This window comes from Xanthomonas campestris pv. campestris str. ATCC 33913 (genome assembly GCF_000007145.1).
In the GTDB taxonomy this organism is placed as follows: domain Bacteria; phylum Pseudomonadota; class Gammaproteobacteria; order Xanthomonadales; family Xanthomonadaceae; genus Xanthomonas; species Xanthomonas campestris.
On sequence record NC_003902.1, the window covers coordinates 1977711 to 1994543 of the forward strand.

19 protein-coding genes and 2 other RNA genes are annotated in these 16833 nt (G+C 65.5%); 16 read left to right on the forward strand and 5 right to left on the reverse strand.

Annotated elements, in window-relative coordinates; translation table 11 throughout:
- The first annotated feature begins 72 nt into the window (after positions 1–72).
- From eno to truD, 5 genes are all read left to right on the forward strand, one after another.
- On the forward strand, positions 73–1365 hold the full coding sequence (gene eno / locus XCC_RS08870) for a phosphopyruvate hydratase (protein WP_011036877.1): 1293 nt from the start codon (positions 73–75) through the stop codon (positions 1363–1365).
- 3 nt (positions 1366–1368) lie between these two features.
- Positions 1369–1734, forward strand: a complete 366-nt coding sequence (gene ftsB, locus XCC_RS08875) for a cell division protein FtsB (protein ID WP_011036878.1) — start codon at positions 1369–1371, stop codon at positions 1732–1734.
- The gene (gene ispD, locus XCC_RS08880; protein ID WP_011036879.1) at positions 1731–2528 is read left to right on the forward strand and encodes a 2-C-methyl-D-erythritol 4-phosphate cytidylyltransferase; all 798 of its coding nucleotides are present in this window, start codon (positions 1731–1733) and stop codon (positions 2526–2528) included. Before ftsB ends, ispD begins: the two co-directional genes overlap by 4 nt.
- Positions 2529–2533: 5 nt before the next feature.
- Entirely contained in the window at positions 2534–3025 is a 492-nt protein-coding gene (ispF, locus tag XCC_RS08885) for a 2-C-methyl-D-erythritol 2,4-cyclodiphosphate synthase (RefSeq protein WP_011036880.1), read from the forward strand.
- 95 nt (positions 3026–3120) lie between these two features.
- On the forward strand, positions 3121–4224 hold the full coding sequence (gene truD / locus XCC_RS08890; protein ID WP_011036881.1) for a tRNA pseudouridine(13) synthase TruD: 1104 nt from the start codon (positions 3121–3123) through the stop codon (positions 4222–4224).
- Positions 4225–4344: 120 nt separating this feature from the next.
- Here the strand turns inward: truD and XCC_RS08895 are convergent.
- Both XCC_RS08895 and XCC_RS08900 read right to left on the reverse strand, forming a co-directional pair.
- Positions 4345–4420, reverse strand: a non-coding RNA gene (locus XCC_RS08895) — sX9 sRNA.
- 60 nt (positions 4421–4480) lie between these two features.
- The gene (locus tag XCC_RS08900) at positions 4481–5020 is read right to left on the reverse strand and encodes a Smr/MutS family protein (protein WP_019237727.1); all 540 of its coding nucleotides are present in this window, start codon (positions 5018–5020) and stop codon (positions 4481–4483) included.
- Positions 5021–5119: 99 nt separating this feature from the next.
- On the opposite strand from XCC_RS08900, the gene surE reads away from it, so the two are divergent.
- Genes surE through XCC_RS08920 form a run of 4 tightly spaced genes read left to right on the forward strand, consistent with a single transcriptional unit; the run spans position 5120 to position 7985 of the window.
- On the forward strand, positions 5120–5899 hold the full coding sequence (surE, locus tag XCC_RS08905; protein ID WP_011036883.1) for a 5'/3'-nucleotidase SurE: 780 nt from the start codon (positions 5120–5122) through the stop codon (positions 5897–5899).
- Entirely contained in the window at positions 5896–6573 is a 678-nt protein-coding gene (locus XCC_RS08910) for a protein-L-isoaspartate(D-aspartate) O-methyltransferase (protein ID WP_011036884.1), read from the forward strand. Before surE ends, XCC_RS08910 begins: the two co-directional genes overlap by 4 nt.
- Positions 6574–6591: 18 nt before the next feature.
- Positions 6592–7206: a YqaA family protein gene (locus XCC_RS08915; protein ID WP_011036885.1), complete on the forward strand. Its 615-nt coding sequence runs from the start codon at positions 6592–6594 to the stop codon at positions 7204–7206.
- Positions 7203–7985, forward strand: a complete 783-nt coding sequence (locus XCC_RS08920) for a peptidoglycan DD-metalloendopeptidase family protein (protein WP_029628973.1) — start codon at positions 7203–7205, stop codon at positions 7983–7985. The genes XCC_RS08915 and XCC_RS08920 overlap by 4 nt, the downstream gene beginning before the upstream one ends.
- A 167-nt stretch (positions 7986–8152) precedes the next feature.
- Here the strand turns inward: XCC_RS08920 and XCC_RS08925 are convergent, their stop codons facing one another.
- On the reverse strand, positions 8153–8527 hold the full coding sequence (locus XCC_RS08925) for an Mth938-like domain-containing protein (protein WP_011036887.1): 375 nt from the start codon (positions 8525–8527) through the stop codon (positions 8153–8155).
- Positions 8528–8543: 16 nt separating this feature from the next.
- On the reverse strand, positions 8544–8849 hold the full coding sequence (gene yhbY, locus XCC_RS08930; protein WP_011036888.1) for a ribosome assembly RNA-binding protein YhbY: 306 nt from the start codon (positions 8847–8849) through the stop codon (positions 8544–8546).
- Between the two features lie 65 nt (positions 8850–8914).
- Between yhbY and rlmE the strand changes: the two genes are divergently transcribed.
- From rlmE to XCC_RS08965, 7 genes are all read left to right on the forward strand, one after another.
- A complete protein-coding gene (gene rlmE / locus XCC_RS08935) occupies positions 8915–9547 on the forward strand; it encodes a 23S rRNA (uridine(2552)-2'-O)-methyltransferase RlmE (RefSeq protein ID WP_012438562.1) in 633 nt (210 codons plus the stop codon).
- Between the two features lie 61 nt (positions 9548–9608).
- Positions 9609–11549, forward strand: coding sequence for an ATP-dependent zinc metalloprotease FtsH (gene ftsH, locus XCC_RS08940; protein WP_016945233.1), 1941 nt, complete (start codon positions 9609–9611; stop codon positions 11547–11549).
- A gap of 312 nt (positions 11550–11861) precedes the next feature.
- Entirely contained in the window at positions 11862–12764 is a 903-nt protein-coding gene (gene folP / locus XCC_RS08945) for a dihydropteroate synthase (RefSeq protein ID WP_016945234.1), read from the forward strand.
- Complete coding sequence (gene miaA, locus XCC_RS08950) at positions 12764–13747, forward strand: tRNA (adenosine(37)-N6)-dimethylallyltransferase MiaA (RefSeq protein ID WP_011036892.1); 984 nt, start codon at positions 12764–12766, stop codon at positions 13745–13747. The genes folP and miaA overlap by 1 nt, the downstream gene beginning before the upstream one ends.
- Positions 13748–13823: 76 nt before the next feature.
- Positions 13824–14102 (forward strand): RNA chaperone Hfq, encoded by a 279-nt coding sequence (hfq, locus tag XCC_RS08955; RefSeq protein ID WP_011036893.1) that lies wholly within the window; start codon positions 13824–13826, stop codon positions 14100–14102.
- Between the two features lie 11 nt (positions 14103–14113).
- Entirely contained in the window at positions 14114–15433 is a 1320-nt protein-coding gene (gene hflX / locus XCC_RS08960; protein WP_011036894.1) for a ribosome rescue GTPase HflX, read from the forward strand.
- A 405-nt stretch (positions 15434–15838) separates the two neighbouring features.
- Positions 15839–16333, forward strand: a complete 495-nt coding sequence (locus XCC_RS08965; RefSeq protein ID WP_016945236.1) for a CinA family protein — start codon at positions 15839–15841, stop codon at positions 16331–16333.
- A 190-nt stretch (positions 16334–16523) separates the two neighbouring features.
- On the opposite strand, the gene XCC_RS08970 is transcribed toward XCC_RS08965, so the two are convergent.
- Positions 16524–16599: non-coding RNA, sX9 sRNA (locus XCC_RS08970), on the reverse strand.
- Positions 16600–16833 lie beyond the last annotated feature (234 nt).

Sequence of the window (16833 nt, forward strand, 5' to 3'; positions counted from 1 at the left end):
GGCAGTGTGCGGCGATAATCCGGCAGCTTGTTTCCGGTGTACTTCCCCCCTTACTGGTAACCGATCGGACCTATGACCACTATCGCCAAGATTCTCGCCCGTGAAATCCTCGACTCCCGCGGCAATCCCACGCTGGAGGCGGAAGTCACGCTGGCAGACGGCTCGTTCGGCCGCGCCGCCGTGCCCTCGGGCGCCTCGACCGGCACCAAGGAAGCGGTGGAACTGCGCGACGGCGACAAGACCCGTTACCTGGGCAAGGGCGTGCGCAAGGCCGTGGAAAACGTCAACGGCACCATCGCCGAGACGCTCAAGGACTTCGATGCCGCCGACCAGCAGGGCCTGGACCGTCGCCTGATCGACCTCGACGGCACCGAGAACAAGGGCCGCCTGGGCGCCAACGCGCTGCTGGGTGTGTCGCTGGCTGCCGCGCATGCGGTCGCCGCCTCGCGCAAGCAGCCGCTGTGGCAGTACCTGTCGACCATCACCGAATCCGATGTCGCCCTGCCGGTGCCGATGATGAACATCATCAACGGCGGCGCGCATGCCGACAACAATGTCGACTTCCAGGAATTCATGGTGCTGCCGGTGGGCTGCAGCTCGTTTTCCGAAGCGCTGCGCGCAGGCACCGAGATCTTCCATTCGCTGAAGTCGGTGCTCAAGGGCCACGGCCTCAGCACGGCGGTGGGTGACGAGGGCGGCTTCGCCCCGGACTTCCGCAGCAATGTCGAAGCGCTGGACACCATTCTCGAAGCGATTGGCAAGGCCGGTTACACCGCTGGCGAAGACATCCTGCTGGGCCTGGATGTGGCCTCGTCGGAGTTCTACGACAACGGCAAGTACAACCTGGTGGGCGAAAACAAGCGCCTGACCAGCGAGCAGTTCGTCGACTTCTTGGCCGATTGGGTGGCGCAGTACCCGATCATCAGCATCGAAGACGGCCTGGCCGAAGACGACTGGGCCGGCTGGAAGCTGCTGACCGATCGCGTCGGCAAGAAGGTGCAGCTGGTGGGCGACGATCTGTTCGTCACCAACCCGAAGATATTCAAGGAAGGCATCGACAGCGGCACCGCCAACGCGATCCTGATCAAGGTCAACCAGATCGGCACGCTGACTGAGACGCTGGAAGCCATTGCCATGGCGCATGCGGCCAACTACGCCTCGATCGTGTCGCACCGTTCGGGCGAGACCGAAGACACCACCATCGCCGATATCGCCGTGGCCACCACCGCCACCCAGATCAAGACTGGCTCGCTGTGCCGCAGCGACCGCGTCGCCAAGTACAACCAGTTGCTGCGCATCGAGCAGGCACTGGGGTCCGGCGCGCGTTACGCCGGCCGCGACGCGTTCGTTTCGCTCAAGCGATAAGCCGTGCGCAACTGGCGCTGGCTCCTGCTGGTGCTGGCGGTACTGCTGGCGTGGCTGCAGTACCGCTTCTGGTTCGGGCCTGGGAATTCCGGCGAGGTGATGATGCTGGAAGCCCAGGTTGCCCATCAGACACGGGATAACGAAGGCCTGCGCCAACGCAATCAGGCATTGGCGGCAGAGGTCAAGGATTTGAAGGACGGCGAGGCGGCAATCGAGGAACGCGCGCGCAGCGAGCTGGGCATGATCAAGCCCGGCGAGACGTTTTATCGCGTGGTCGAAGATGCGCCGCTGTTGCCACCGGCAGCGCAGGAAGCAGCACCGCCTGCACAACCGCCCGCAGCGTCTGCCGACCCGGTAGATCACCCATGACCGGCTCGGTGTGGGCGATTGTCCCAGCGGCCGGGCGTGGCACGCGCTTCGGCGGTGCGGTTCCCAAGCAATACCTGCACGCAGCGGGCCAGCCGCTCATGGCCTACACGTTGGCGGCCTTGGCAGCACATCCGGCGGTGGCCGGGATCGTGGTGGCGATTGCTCCCGACGATGCCGACTGGCCGGGCTGGACAGCCGTGCACGCCAAGCCCGTGCTCACCTGCGTGGGCGGCGCCACGCGTGCGGCGTCGGTGCTGGCCGGGTTGCTGGCGTTACCCGATGGCGTGCGCGCCGATGACTTTGTGCTGGTGCACGATGCGGCCCGGCCCAACCTGGCGCTGGCCGATCTGGACCGGTTGCTGGAGATTGGCCGCGGCGATCCGGTCGGTGCCATTTTGGCCGCGCCGGTGCGCGATACGCTCAAACGCGCAGGCGACGATGGCGGGATCGATGGCACTGAGCCGCGCGAGCGGTTGTGGCGCGCGTTGACGCCACAGTTGTTCCGGCGCCATCAGTTGATCCGCGGCCTCACCGAGGCATCGGCTGCCGGCGTGGACGTGACCGACGAGGCGATGGCGATCGAGCGGCTTGGCTTGCGTCCCTTGCTGGTGGAAGGTGCCGAAGACAACTTCAAGGTGACCACGCCTGCGGACCTGGCGCGTTTTGAATTCGAGCTGGCGAACCGCGACCGCGGTGGCGCAAGCCGGGAGGCTGAGCGCAGCGCTATGCCCTCCGCTGCAACGTCCGTTTTTTCCGGTGCGCGTTCTGCGGCGTCCGGTTCCGAAGAGGTGTAAGCAACATGTCCTTCAATTTCCGCATCGGCCAGGGTTACGACGTGCATGCGTTCGGCCCGGGCGATCATCTGATGCTGGGTGGCGTGCGCATGGCGCACAGTCACGGTGTGCTGGCACACAGCGATGGCGACGTGGTGCTGCATGCGTTGTGCGATGCAATGCTCGGTGGCCTGGCGCTGGGCGATATCGGTGTGCATTTTCCGCCCTCCGATGCGCGTTGGAAGGGTGCCGACAGCGCGCAGTTTGTGCAGCACTGCGACCAGTTGCTGCGTGATCGCGGCTGGCGGGTGGGCAATGCCGACATCACGGTGATCTGCGAGCGGCCCAAGGTGGGGCCGCACGCGTTGGCGATGCGCGAGCGCATTGCCGGGCTGCTGGCCATCGAACTGGATGCGGTGAGCGTCAAGGCGACCACCAGCGAGAAGCTGGGATTCACCGGGCGTAGCGAAGGCATTGCCGCACAGGCTGCGGTGCTGCTCGGCAAGATCGCTGCCTAACTGGCGTCGCACGCGCGAGGCGTGCGATTTCATTCTGACGCCGGCGATGCCGGCAGCATGCGGACGTCACCTGTCGCATCTCACTGGACTTTCCCATGAGCGATTCACCCGTTTTGCCGCGCGCGCATGGCGCCGCGGTGCTCACTGCGGCAATGCGCAGCGTTGCCGAGGATTTCCAGGTTGATGAGTTGCCCGCGTTCGATGCATCGGGTGAAGGCGAGCATCTGCTGCTGACCGTGCGCAAGCGTGGCCAGAACACCGCTTACGTGGCCAAGCGTTTGGCGCAGTGGGCCGGCATTGCGGAGATGGGCATTGGCTACGCGGGTCTGAAGGACCGCCACGCGGTGACCACGCAACGCTTCAGCGTGCATCTGCCCAAGCGCATCGCCCCGGACCTGAGTGCGCTGGACGATGACGACATGCAGGTGGTGGAGCACACCTGGCACAACCGCAAGCTGCAGCGCGGCGCCTTGCACGGCAATCGCTTCGTGCTGACGCTGCGTGAGGTGGTGGGCGATCAGGCGGTCATTGATGCGCGCCTGCACGCGATCGCTGCGCGCGGCATCCCCAACTGGTTTGGCGAGCAGCGCTTCGGCCGCGATGGTGGCAATGTCGCCGCGGCATTGGCGATGTTCGGTCACACGCGGCAGCCGGATGGCACGCTCGCGCCCGCACCCAAACGGCGCCTGCGCAACGATCAACGCTCGCTGCTGTTGTCGGCAGCACGCTCGGCACTGTTCAACCAGGTGCTGACTGCGCGCGTGGAACAGGGCAATTGGGATGCGCCACTGGACGGCGAGGCCTGGATGCTGGACGGCTCACGCAGCGTGTTCGGTCCCGAACCCTGGAGCGAGGTGTTGGCCGAGCGTCTGGCGCGTTTCGACATTCATCCCAGCGGCCCGTTGTGGGGCGCCGGCGAATTACGCTGCAGCGCTGATGCCGCGGCGATTGAACAGGCGGCACTGTCGGATCCGCAATCGCTTGCGTTGCGCACGGGCCTGGAAGCGGCCGGCCTCAAGCAGGAGCGCCGCGCGCTGCGGCTGCGTCCGCAGGGGTTGGCACATGCCTGGCTGGACGCGCAGACGCTGCAGCTCACCTTCGCCTTGCCACCGGGCTGCTACGCGACTGCGGTGTTGTGGGAACTGGGCGAGGTCGTCGATGCAGCGCGCGTTGCACCGCAGTCGCGTTCCGAGGGCTGAGTGGTACGCCAAGCACTAGCATTCCCGTAGGAGCGGCCTTGGCCGCGATGAGGCGTTACCGACAACGCCTCATCGCGGCCGGGCCCGCTCCTACGCTGCATGATAGGTGCGACTAAGAGTGGCTATCAAAACGTAGCGAGCAGCCGCCAGGTGGGTGCGGACGGCGCGGAAGAGCTGGTGTGCAGGAGTGGTACATGCCGATTTTGAGCACCGGCCGCGCCCGCCTGGCGGCTGCGCAGTCGTTTTGATAGCTGCTCTAACGTCGTGCCAACAACACCAGCAAGGCGCCGGTTCCACCTTGCGTCGGCGGTGCGGAATGGAAGGCCAGCACATCGTTGCGCTGACGCAGCACACGGTCGACCAGATTCTTCAGCACCGGTGCGCCACTGTCCGATTGCAGGCCCTTGCCGTGGATGATGCGCACGCAGCCGTGCTCGTGTGCATGCGCCTCGAGCAAAAACTGGCGTAGCAAGGCGTCGGCTTGTACGGCAGTGGCGCCGTGCAGGTCCAGTTCGTCCTGCACCGAAAACTGCCCGCGCTTGAGTCGCTGGAACAGCCGCGCGGGCAGGGTATCGCGGCGGTAGCTGGCGGTGTCACCAGCTTCCAGCGGCGAAGAATCACGCAGCAGGCGCGCAAATTCGCTCTGCGCCTCGGCTTCGTCGCGCTCGGCCATACGCGCACGCGGCTTTGGCCGCGGCTTGGTGTTGGCGGGCGGCGCAACGGCGCGGATCGGCTTCACTTCGCCAATGGCTGCACGGAACAGCGCGCCGTCGTCTTCGTCTTCAGGATGCGACATCGTCACAGCGTACCCTGCCCAACCTCAGGCGCAAGCGAAGATCAAGCGCGAAGCGGACGGACGCATCCGGTATCATGGCCGGGTTTTCCGAGGAGTCCCATGCGCGTACTGGTTAGCAACGACGACGGTGTCGACGCCCCCGGCATCCAGATTCTGGCCGAGGCGCTGCGACGCGCCGGTCATGAAGTGATGGTAGTCGCGCCCGATCGCGATCGCTCTGGTGCCAGCAATTCGCTGACCCTGGATGTGCCGATCCGCACCCGCCGCATCGACGCGCAAACCTGCGCGGTTGCCGGCACACCCACCGACTGCGTGCATCTGGCGCTCACGGGCATGCTCGATTACGACCCGGATATCGTGGTCTCGGGCATCAATAATTCCGCCAATCTCGGCGACGACGTGATCTATTCGGGCACGGTGTCTGCTGCGATGGAAGGGCGTTTTCTCGGCCTGCCCGCAGTGGCGGTCTCGCTGGTGACGCAGAATCACGAAGCCCATCATTTCGAGACCGCCGCACGCGCCGCGGTGGAAATCGTGGCGCGGTTGAAGGCCGATCCATTGCCCGCCGACACCATCCTCAATGTCAACGTGCCGGATCTGGCCTGGGCGGATGTGCTCGGGTTCGAAGTGACGCGTCTTGGCAACCGGCATCGGTCCGAGCCGTGCGTGCCGCAGAACGATCCGCGTGGCCGTACCGTCTACTGGATCGGCCCGGCCGGTCCCGAGCAGGATGCCGGCGCCGGCACCGACTTCCACGCCGTGCGCACCGGGCATATCTCGATCACGCCGATCCACGTCGATCTCACCCGCTACCAGGCGCTGGACACCGTGGCCGGCTGGGTCGGCGGCCTGACCGCCGCGCTGGACGCGCCGGCATGACCCCGCGGCTGCGCCTGCAACCGGAATCGGTGGGAATCGGCATGACCTCGCAGCGGGTGCGCGACCGTCTGGTCGAGCGTCTGCGCGAGTCCGGTATCCAGGACGAAGCCACGCTCAACGCCGTGCGCACCGTGCCGCGTCACCTGTTCATCGATGAAGCGCTGGCCTCGCGCGCTTACGAAGACACTGCGCTGCCGATCGGCCATGGCCAGACCATTTCCCAGCCATGGGTGGTCGCGCGCATGACCGAGGCGGTGCTGCAGGTGGCGCCGAAGAAAGTGCTCGAAGTGGGCACCGGCTCTGGCTACCAGGGCGCGATCCTGGCGGCACTGGGCCTGGAGGTCTATACCGTCGAGCGCATCGGCGATCTGCTGCGCCAGGCGCGCAAGCGCTTTCGCCATCTGGGCATGAACGTGCGCAGCAAGCACGACGATGGCCGGATCGGCTGGCCGGAGCACGGACCCTATGATGCGATCGTGGTCACCGCGGCCGCGCCGGCGCTGGTCGATGCCTTGGTCGATCAGCTGGCGGTCGGTGGCCGGTTGGTGGCCCCGGTCGGTGGTGCCTCGTCGCAATCACTGGTGCAGCTGACGCGCGGCGCCGATGGCGAGATCGCGCAAGAGGTTCTGGCGCCGGTCACGTTCGTCCCTCTGTTGTCGGGCATGCTGGATTGAACCCATGAGAGTTTCTCGATGAAGATATTCGGGCCGTTGTACGACGTGGCCATCCGTTGGTCCCGCCACCGCCGCGCACCAGCGCTGCTGACCGGCCTCAGTTTCGTCGAGGGCTTCATCTTTCCGGTCCCGCCGGAAGTGATGCTGGCGCCGATGTCGCTGGCAGAGCCGCGACGCGCGCTGTGGTTCGCCACGTTGAGCCTGATCGGATCGCTCAGCGGTGCGCTGGTGGGCTATCTGCTTGGCCACTTCGCGTTCGCTGCCTTGCAGCCGCTGATCGAGTGGCTGGGCTGGAGCGCGCGCATCGACGAGCAGGTGCAGAACCTGCGGCAGGTGGTGGCCGAATCGCCGTGGAAGGCGTTCTGGTTGCTGGTGATCGTGGGCTTTACGCCCATTCCCTTGAAGATCTTTACCTGGGCCTCGGGCGTGGTCGGCGTGCCGATCCTGCCGTTCATCGCCAGCATGCTGGTGGGGCGCGGCAAGCGCGTGTACCTGGTGGCCGGCGCGATCCGTCTTGGCGGCGCGCGCGCGGAAGCCGCGCTGCACCGCTGGATCGAACCCCTGGGCTGGGTGGCGATGGCGGTCCTGGCGGTGGTGGCCGGCTGGCTGGTGTGGAAGGCAACGAACGGATGAGCAGGGCGCAGATGAAATTGGTACGCAAGACAGCGGTGATGCTGGTAGTGGCGGCAGGGCTGACGGCCTGCAGCAGCGCGACAGTGGTGCGTTCGCCCAACTCGGGCAGTGGTGGTGGCGCTTCGCGGCCCAGTGCCGCGCCGCGTCCGTCGGTGCCGCGTCCCGGTGCAACCGTGACCGTGCAGCGCGGCGACACGCTGTATGCGATTTCGCGCCGCACCAATATCACCGCGCCGGACCTGGCTGCCTGGAACGGGCTGTCTTCACCGAACACGATCTACCCCGGGCAGACGCTCAAGCTGTATCCGCCCGGCGCGAGCAAGCCTGGTGCAAGTGCACCGGTGGCCAGTGGCGGCACCGTGGTTCCGCCGCGCCCGGCCGCACCGATTGCGGCCCCGGTCAGTAGCGGCTTCAGCTGGCGCTGGCCGGCCGACGGCGTGGTGGTGGGGACCTTCGTCACCGGCGAGACCACCAAGCAAGGCGTGGACATTGCCGGTGCCAGCGGGCAAGCCGTGCGCGCCGCCGCCGACGGCGTTGTGGTGTATTCCGGCGCCGGCCTGGTCGGCTACGGCGAGCTGATCATCATCAAGCACAACGATCAGTGGCTGTCGGCCTACGGCCACAACCGCAAGCGCCTGCTCAACGAAGGCCAGAGCGTGAAGGCCGGGCAGCAGATCGCCGAGATGGGCCGCAGCGGCGCCGCCCGCGACATGCTGCACTTTGAGATCCGCTACAACGGCAAGCCGGTTGACCCGCTGCTGTATTTGCCTAAGAAGTGAAGCCGGGAATTGGGAATGGGCAGTCGGGAATCGTAACGGCCCTGGGCTGAGGCGCTAAGGTAAGGCGCGAATTCTGCGCGTCATCAAGAGCGCTTCAGCGAAGTGGCATGGCTTGCTTGACAGCGACCAGTGCTTCGGCAGGCAATCCCGAATCCCGAATCCCGAACTCACCCGCCTACGATCATCGCCAGCGCCACCCGGCGGCCTTCGCTGGCCAGCACGTTGTAGGTGCGTGCCGCCGCCGCGTTGGTCATGGCTTCCAGGCCGATGCCGCGGGTCAGGCAGGCGGCCAGGACATCCGTAGACGGGAACTGCTGGCGCTCGCCGGTTCCCAGCAGGATCACTGCCGGGTTCAGCGCCAGCACGGCGTCCATGTGGGCAGGCTGCAGCTGGCCGAGCGAGGGGACGGGCCAGTGTTCCACCAGCTCGTCGGGCATCAGGATGAAACTCTGCTGCAGAATCTGCTCGTTCACCTTGGCGTGGCGGCCATCGGCCGCGCGTAGCGCGTAAGTGTAGTCGGGGTGTTCCTGGTTCAAAGGCATGGCAGAACTCGTCGGGTCAGCCGCGCGGCAGCACGATCTGTCGCTTTTCCTTGCTGGGGCGGTACAGGATGGCGACATGGCCGATGCGCTGCACCAGCGCGCAGCCAGTGTGTTCGATGATCTCGGCGATCAACGCGTCGCGGGTTTCACGGTCTTCCGCTGCCACCTTCACCTTGATCAGCTCGTGGCGTTCGAGCACATCTTCCAGCTCGGCCACGAACGCCGGCGTGACGCCCTTGCCGCCGGTCTGCAGCAGTGCTTTGAGATCATGGGCCTGGCCGCGCAGGAAACGGTTCTGGGCGGAGGTTAGAACGATGGACATGCAGGATCGAAAGGAAGCAAAGGGTGTTCAGGGTATCATGGCGGCCCGTTCGGACCCCTTTGCCAATGCCTTCCCGTAGTAAAAGCAGCCAGCGCTGGCTCAAGGAACACTTCGCCGACCCCTTCGTCAAAAAGGCCCAGGCCGAAGGCATGCGCTCGCGTGCCGCCTATAAACTGGAAGAGCTGCTGCAGCGCGACCGCCTGCTCAAGCCCGGCATGGTGGTGGTGGACCTGGGCGCGGCGCCGGGAGGGTGGTCTCAGCAGGTGCGCAAGTCGATGGGGGCAAGCGGCCGGGTGGTGGCGCTGGACATCCTGGAGATGCCGCCGCTGGCCGGGGTGGAGTTCCTTCACGGCGACTTCAGGGAGCAGGCCGTCCTATCGGAGTTCGAGGCCATGCTGGGCGATGTGCCGGTAGACCTTGTTCTGTCGGATATGGCCCCCAATAAGAGCGGTATGGATGCGGTCGACCAACCGCGGATGATGCACCTGGCGGAACTGGCCATGGAATTTGCCGACACCCACCTCAAGGTAGGCGGGGCGTTCCTGATCAAGCTGTTCCAGGGTGTAGGGTCCGACGACTACATTCGTGAGCTTCGCCGCCGCTATGAGAAGGTGACGATTCGCAAGCCGGCGGCCTCGCGAAAGCGCTCCGCGGAAGTTTATGTGCTCGGTCAGGGCAAGCGTGCCCAGATCAAGTAAGCTGCCTACGATGATTGTTTTTTCAAGAATAGAAGAGTAGAGGGCACCGGAGCCAATGAGGATGAACGACTTGACCAAGAATCTGCTGCTATGGGTGGTCGTCGCGGTTGTGTTGATGGTCGTCTTCCAGAGCTTTTCGCCGCGCATGGCCGGCGGAGTGGGCCCTGACTCGATCACCTACACCCAGTTCCTGAAGGAAGTGGATTCGGGCCGGGTGAAGTCGGTGGATTACACCGATGAGACCAACTTGGCCGTCAACGCGATCCGCTTCAAGCGCACCGACGGCAGCGAAGCCACCGTCTACGGTCCGCGCGACGACAAGCTGGTCGACGTGCTGTACAGCAAGAACATCGAAATGACCCGCCAGAAGCCGTCCACCGGGCCGGGCTTCTGGTCGCTGGTGCTCAACTTCCTGCCGGTCATCCTGATCATCGGCTTCTGGCTGTTCATCATGCGCCAGATGCAGGGCGGTGGCGGCGGCGCCAAGGGGGCGATGAGCTTCGGCAAGTCGCGCGCCAAGCTGCAGGGCGAAGACCAGGTCAAGGTCACCTTCGCTGACGTCGCAGGCTGCGATGAAGCCAAGGAAGAAGTGGGCGAGCTGGTCGACTTCCTGCGCGATCCCACCAAGTTCACCAAGCTGGGTGGCAAGATTCCGCGCGGCGTTTTGATGGTGGGCCCGCCGGGTACGGGCAAGACGTTGCTTGCCAAGGCGATCGCCGGCGAAGCCAAGGTGCCGTTCTTCAGCATCTCCGGTTCGGACTTCGTCGAAATGTTCGTGGGCGTCGGCGCCAGCCGCGTGCGCGACATGTTCGAGCAGGCCAAGAAGCATGCCCCGTGCATCATCTTCATCGACGAAATCGATGCGGTGGGCCGTCATCGCGGTGCCGGTCTGGGCGGCGGTCATGACGAGCGCGAGCAGACCCTCAACCAGTTGCTGGTCGAGATGGATGGCTTTGAGGGCGGCGAAGGCGTGATCGTGATTGCTGCGACCAACCGTCCTGACGTGCTGGATCCGGCGTTGCTGCGTCCGGGTCGCTTCGACCGTCAGGTCGTGGTCGGCCTGCCGGACGTCAAGGGCCGCGAGCAGATCCTGCGCGTGCACATGCGCAAGCTGCCGCTGGCCGACGACGTCGTGCCGCTGGTGATTGCACGTGGTACCCCGGGCTTCTCCGGTGCCGATCTGGCCAATCTGGCCAATGAGGCTGCGTTGTTTGCCGCACGTGGCAACGAGAAGGAAGTCCGCATGGACCACTTCGACCGTGCACGCGACAAGATCCTGATGGGTGCCGAGCGCCGCTCGATGGCCATGAGCGAGGACGAGAAGACCCTGACTGCGTATCACGAGGCTGGTCATGCCATTGTCGGCCGCCTGGTGCCCGAGCATGACCCGGTCTACAAGGTCACGATCATTCCGCGTGGTCGCGCCCTGGGCGTGACGATGTACTTGCCGGAAGGCGACCGCTACTCGATGAATCGCGTGGCGATCGAATCGCAGCTGTGCTCGCTGTATGGCGGCCGCGTTGCTGAAGAGCTGATCTTCGGCGGCGACAAGGTCACCACCGGTGCGTCCAACGACATCGAACGCGCCACCAAGATGGCCCGCAACATGGTCACCAAGTGGGGCCTTTCGGATGAACTCGGCCCGGTGGCCTACGGCGAGGAAGAGGACGAGGTGTTCCTGGGCCGTTCGGTGACCCAGCACAAGAACGTCTCGGATGAGACCGCACGCAAGATCGACGAAGTGGTGCGGTCGATCCTGGACAAGGCGTACAGCAAGACCAAGACCATCCTCACGGAGAATCTGGACAAGCTGCATGCGATGTCGCAGCTGCTGTTGCAGTACGAGACCATCGACGTACCGCAGATCGACGCCATCATGGAAGGCCGCGACCCGCCGCCGCCAGCTGGCTGGGGCAAGTCCGACAAGGACGGTGGCAACAACAACGACAAGGGTAGCCCGCGTCCGTTGCCGCCGATCGCAGGTCCTGCCGAGCAGCTGTAACGCCTGGTGGTCAGCTGCATGAAACGCGCAAGGCCAGGAGCGATCCTGGCCTTGTTGCATTGTGGTGGATTGAATTGCCGGTCCAATGTCAGTGGCTCCTGCGCCACCGATGGCAAGTGCAGGGATGATGTGCAGAGGCCGATGCGCTGCGCGACAATGCCCGCCCCACGCCAGTGAGTAAGCGGGGCTGAGGTTGCCGCTGTCTCAACCACGCGTCACCGCGTTCCGCGACAAGATGCTGCGCGGCGAAATGCGCGCACGGCTGCATGCCAAGTGCGCATGCGGATCCTTCTTCCTGATCGAGAATTGCCGATGTTTGACACCACACCGCAATTGAACTGCGCCGGCCGCCTCCTGCGCCTGGATGGCCCGCAGGTGATGGGCATCGTCAATGTCACGCCGGACTCGTTCTCCGATGGCGGTCAGCACACGACGGTGGACGCGGCGGTGGCCCATGGGCTGCGACTGGTCGCAGAAGGTGCGGCGGTGCTGGATGTGGGCGGTGAATCCACCCGGCCTGGCGCCAATGCGGTATCGGTGGAAGAGGAGCTGCAGCGGGTGATCCCGGTGATCCAGGCCCTGAGCGCGCAGACCGCTGTGCCGATCAGCGTGGACACCTACAAGCCCGAGGTCATGCGCGCCGCAGTCGGCGCGGGCGCGGGCATGATCAACGATGTACACGCGTTGCGGTCGCCGGGCGCGCTGGAGGCGGCTGCGGAACTCGCGGTGCCGGTGGTGCTGATGCATGCGCGCAGCGCACCGCATGCGATGCAGGCCGAGCCGCATTACGACGATGTGGTGGCCGAGGTGCATCGCTTTCTGGCCGAGCGTATTTTTGCTGCGGAAATGGCCGGCATCGACAAGCGTCGGCTGATCCTCGACCCCGGATTCGGCTTCGACAAGAGCACCGCGCACAACCTCACCGTGCTGGCGCAACTGCAGCGGCTGCAAGAATTTGGCCTGCCGGTGCTGGCGGGATTCTCGCGCAAGCGCACGATCGGTGAATTGACCGGTCGCCAGGTTGCGGCCGACCGCGTGCATGGCTCGGTGGCCGCGCATCTGATCGCCGCCCAGCAGGGCGCGCAACTGCTGCGCGTGCATGACGTGGCGGCGACCGTGGATGCGTTGAAGGTATGGCGTGCGGTGGCTGCAATTCCCACCCCGCGCGCGGCAGCACCTGCGGCGCCGACGATTCGCTGGCCGGACGAGGACTGATGGCAGCCGACCAGCGCCCGCTTGCGATCGCCGTGATGGGCCCGACCGCCAGCGGCAAGACGGCACTGGCGATCGAGGCGGCGCAGCGCTGGGGCGGTGAGATCGTCAGTGTCGACTCCGCGCTGGTCTACCGCGGTCTGGACATCGGTGCAGCCAAGCCGGACGCGGCGATGCGTGCGGCGGTTCCTCACCATCTGCTCGACCTGCGCGATCCGTGGCAGGTCTATTCGGCGGCGGAATTTGCCGCTGACGCGCGCACCGCCATGGCGCAGATCGTAGCGCGCGGCAAGATTCCGATCCTGGCGGGCGGGACGGGGCTGTATTTCCGTGCGGCATTGGAGGGGCTGGCGCAGATGCCCGAAGCCGACCCCGCGGTGCGGCTGGCGATCGCTGCTGAAGCCGAGCAGGTGGGGTGGGGGGCACTGCATGCGCAGCTGGCACGGATTGATCCGGTTGCTGCCGCGCGCATCCATGCCACCGACCGGCAACGCATCCAGCGTGCGCTGGAGGTCTACCGCATCAGCGGCAAGCCGATCAGCTACTGGCAGACGCGACCAGCGGGCCCACGTGCGCCGGTGCGGGTGCTCAAACTGGTGCTCGCGCCCCGGCAACGCGCCGTGCTGCATGCACGCATTGCCATGCGCCTGGACGTGATGCTGGCGGACGGCTTCCTGACCGAGGTCGAGCAGCTGCGCGCGTTGCCGCAGATGCGCGCGGTGGCGGCGCCACTGGATTTGCCGGCGGTGCGGGCAGTGGGCTACCGGCAGGCCTGGGAGTATCTGGATGGGGCCGGCAGCCTGGCCGAGTTCCGCGACAAGGCAGTGCAGGCCACCCGGCAGCTGGCCAAGCGGCAGCTGACCTGGCTGCGTGGCGAGCTCGACGCGCGCTGGTTCGACCCGGAGCGTGATCGCGGTCAATTGGAACAGGCGGTTGCCGGCTTCCTCGGCCAACGGCGCACTATGCAGCAGCCTTCAGCCGTGTAACATCCCGTTTCCGGGACCGGCTGGGGAAAGCAGGGTCGACCGGAATCATAAGAACAATAATGAAGAGGATTTTTCGATGGCCAAGGGGCAATCTTTACAGGATCCATTCCTTAACGCGCTGCGTCGCGAGCGGGTGCCGGTCTCTGTGTATCTGGTCAACGGCATCAAGTTGCAGGGTACGATCGAATCGTTCGACCAGTTCGTGGTGCTGCTGCGCAATACCGTGAGCCAGATGGTCTACAAGCACGCCATTTCCACCGTTGTTCCGGCGCGCAACGTGCGCGTGGGCCCGGGTGGCGGCTATGTGCAATCCAATGAAAACAACCAGGCGGAAGATGACGACGTCGAGCAATGATGGAGTAGTGCGTGTTTGATCGCTCACGCAAGGGTGAACACGCGTTGTTGATTCAGACCCACTCCGGTGGGCCTGCCGAAGAGGATGTGCTGGAGGAGTTCGCCGAGCTTGCCAAGTCGGCGGGCGCCACGGTAGCGGCCACGCTCACCGCGCGCATCGATAAACCCAGCCCGTCGACATTGATCGGCAGCGGCAAGCTGGAAGAGGTCAAGGCTGCGGCCGAGGCCACCGGCGCGGATCTGGTGCTGGTCAACCACACCTTGTCGCCGGGCCAGGAGCGCAACCTCGAGCGGTATCTGGAGCGGCGCGTGATCGACCGCACCGGGCTCATCCTGGATATCTTCGCGCAACGCGCGCGCAGCCACGAAGGCAAGTTGCAGGTGGAACTGGCGCAGCTGCGCCACATGGCCACGCGCCTGGTGCGCGGTTGGACTCACTTGGAACGTCAGCGCGGCGGTGCGATCGGTCTGCGCGGCCCGGGCGAAACCCAGCTGGAAACCGACCGCCGCCTGCTGCAGAAGCGTGTGGAGCAGCTGCAGAAGCGGCTGGAAAAAGTCGAAGTGCAGCGGACCCAGATGCGTCGTGCGCGCATGCGCAGCGAATTGCCGCGGATTGCGCTGGTGGGCTACACCAATGCTGGCAAGTCCACGCTGTTCAATGCGTTGACCGGCGCCGATGCCTACGCGGCCGACCAGCTGTTCGCCACGCTCGACCCCACGGTGCGGCGCATTGCCTTGCCAGGTGGCAGCGCGGTGCTGGCCGACACGGTGGGCTTCGTGCGGGATCTGCCGCACGAACTGGTGGCTGCATTCCGGTCGACCTTGTCCGAAGCGCGCGATGCGGATCTGCTGTTGCATATCGTTGATGCGGCGGACCCGTTGCGCGAAGAACGCATCCATCAGGTCGATGAGGTCTTGCAGGCCGTCGGTGCAGGCGATCTGCCGCAGCTGCTGGTGTTCAACAAGATCGACAAGATCGAGGGCGCCGAGGTGCGCCATGACGCGCAGGACGGCATCCCCGACCAGGCACGCCGCGAGCGCGTCTGGATTTCTGCGCGTGATGGACGTGGCCTGGAAGAACTGCAGCGTGCGTTGGGCCATCGGCTGGACCTGCGCCACATCACCGGTTCGCTCCGCTTGCCGGCCTCTGCCGGTCGTCTGCGCTCCAAGCTGCATCAGCTGGAAGTGATCCGTAGCGAGCAGGTGGACGAGGAGGGCTGGTTGCTGGAAGTCGACTTGCCCTATGTCGAAGCCGAACGTCTTGCCGCCGGCGAAGACGGTGCACCGCTGCGCGCGTTGTTGCCGGATCGCCGTGAGGACTGGGAGACCTGATGCATGACGGTGCGGCCGCTGCGATGCGGCCGCTCCGGCATCGCATGTCATCCGTTGCTTCCGCAGCATCGCGTAACGCGCCTGGGGTGCGCGCTGGCGACCGATGGAGTCTGTTAGCGGCAGATCCACCTTCCTGTGGTCGCCTGCGGCCCCGCAATGCGCATCGCACACGCGGCCGAGAATCTCGCAAAGAGCTATAGGCGTGTCTGCGGCTAGCAGACGGCCAGCTTGGTCGGTTGACGCGGTGGCTATTCTTTTCTGGTGCAGCCCGCGTCGGGGCAGTGGCGACGCGCTGCGCATGTAGCCACTGAACCGCGGCCGCCCAGTAACCCGTCCTGTGCTGGTCTCACCGCAGACATTGGCGATGAATTGGGCTAAAACGTCGATTCCCCACACGCCGTGCCCATGTCCATGTCCACCGATTCCGAATTGCAGCAGCTGTCCGAGGTGTTGGGGCAGCAGTTGCTTGCCGCGCGCGAGCGCCTGGTCACCGCCGAGAGCTGCACCGGCGGCTGGATTGCCAAGGCGGTGACCGACGTGGCCGGCTCTTCGCACTGGTTCGAGTGCGGCATGGCCGCCTACAGCTACGAGGCCAAACAGGCCTTGCTTGGTGTGCGGCCGCAGACGCTGGAAGTACATGGTGCGGTGAGTCGCGAGACGGTGATCGAGATGGTCTCCGGCGCGCTCGTGAATTCCGGCGCCAGCATCGCCGTCGCCGTAACGGGCATTGCCGGCCCCGGTGGTGGAAGCGACGACAAGCCAGTCGGCACGGTCTGGATCGGCTGGAAGCGGCGCGGCGGCTATGCCACTGCGCAGTTGTTCCATTTCAGCGGCGACCGCGACGCGGTACGTCGGCAGACGGTGGCCGCTGCGCTACGTGGCCTGAGCGCGCTGCTTTAGCACGCGCATTGCGCACTGCTGCACGGCGCGCTGCCTTGCAGGTGCTCCAGGCACGCGCTGCGGCGCCGTCATCCCTGAAGTGTCGAATACCCGGTAGTTGTAAGGCCGCGCCTCAGCGCGAGAGGCCGTTCGCGTTGCATGTAAGCAGCGGCAGTACCGCATCCTGCGAGGTCACGACCGATCTAAGAGTGGCTGACAAAACGTAGCAAGCAATTGGCAGGCGAGCTCGGACGGCGCATAGGATCCGGAGTGCTAAGGCTGCACATGAGAATTCCGAGCGCCGGCCGCGCTCACCTGTCGGCCGCGCAGTCGGGTTGATGGCTGCTGTAAACCGCGGCCGTGCTCACACAAGCGAGCACGGAGTCGCCTGGCGTTCGTCGCGCGAGCGATGGATTCGGTCATGCGCCCGCTGCGTAGATGCGCGAACGGTAGCGTTGCTTGTGACATATCTCGCGGCCGTCGCCGCATGATGCAGTCGCAGCGTCTCACCGCCTCACCGC

Excerpts from the sequence above, each read along its gene's own strand:
- XCC_RS08900 (WP_019237727.1), bottom strand. The coding sequence starts at position 5,020 with ATGTCGCATCCTGAAGACGAAGACGACGGCGCGCTGTTCCGTGCAGCC.
- hfq (WP_011036893.1), top strand. The coding sequence starts at position 13,824 with ATGGCCAAGGGGCAATCTTTACAGGATCCATTCCTTAACGCGCTGCGT.
- truD (WP_011036881.1), top strand. The coding sequence starts at position 3,121 with ATGAGCGATTCACCCGTTTTGCCGCGCGCGCATGGCGCCGCGGTGCTC.
- yhbY (WP_011036888.1), bottom strand. The coding sequence starts at position 8,849 with ATGTCCATCGTTCTAACCTCCGCCCAGAACCGTTTCCTGCGCGGCCAG.
- XCC_RS08910 (WP_011036884.1), top strand. The coding sequence starts at position 5,896 with ATGACCCCGCGGCTGCGCCTGCAACCGGAATCGGTGGGAATCGGCATG.
- eno (WP_011036877.1), top strand. The coding sequence starts at position 73 with ATGACCACTATCGCCAAGATTCTCGCCCGTGAAATCCTCGACTCCCGC.
- XCC_RS08915 (WP_011036885.1), top strand. The coding sequence starts at position 6,592 with ATGAAGATATTCGGGCCGTTGTACGACGTGGCCATCCGTTGGTCCCGC.
- XCC_RS08925 (WP_011036887.1), bottom strand. The coding sequence starts at position 8,527 with ATGCCTTTGAACCAGGAACACCCCGACTACACTTACGCGCTACGCGCG.
- XCC_RS08965 (WP_016945236.1), top strand. The coding sequence starts at position 15,839 with ATGTCCATGTCCACCGATTCCGAATTGCAGCAGCTGTCCGAGGTGTTG.
- ispD (WP_011036879.1), top strand. The coding sequence starts at position 1,731 with ATGACCGGCTCGGTGTGGGCGATTGTCCCAGCGGCCGGGCGTGGCACG.
- folP (WP_016945234.1), top strand. The coding sequence starts at position 11,862 with ATGTTTGACACCACACCGCAATTGAACTGCGCCGGCCGCCTCCTGCGC.
- ftsH (WP_016945233.1), top strand. The coding sequence starts at position 9,609 with ATGAACGACTTGACCAAGAATCTGCTGCTATGGGTGGTCGTCGCGGTT.
- rlmE (WP_012438562.1), top strand. The coding sequence starts at position 8,915 with ATGCCTTCCCGTAGTAAAAGCAGCCAGCGCTGGCTCAAGGAACACTTC.
- XCC_RS08920 (WP_029628973.1), top strand. The coding sequence starts at position 7,203 with ATGAGCAGGGCGCAGATGAAATTGGTACGCAAGACAGCGGTGATGCTG.
- miaA (WP_011036892.1), top strand. The coding sequence starts at position 12,764 with ATGGCAGCCGACCAGCGCCCGCTTGCGATCGCCGTGATGGGCCCGACC.
- ispF (WP_011036880.1), top strand. The coding sequence starts at position 2,534 with ATGTCCTTCAATTTCCGCATCGGCCAGGGTTACGACGTGCATGCGTTC.
- surE (WP_011036883.1), top strand. The coding sequence starts at position 5,120 with ATGCGCGTACTGGTTAGCAACGACGACGGTGTCGACGCCCCCGGCATC.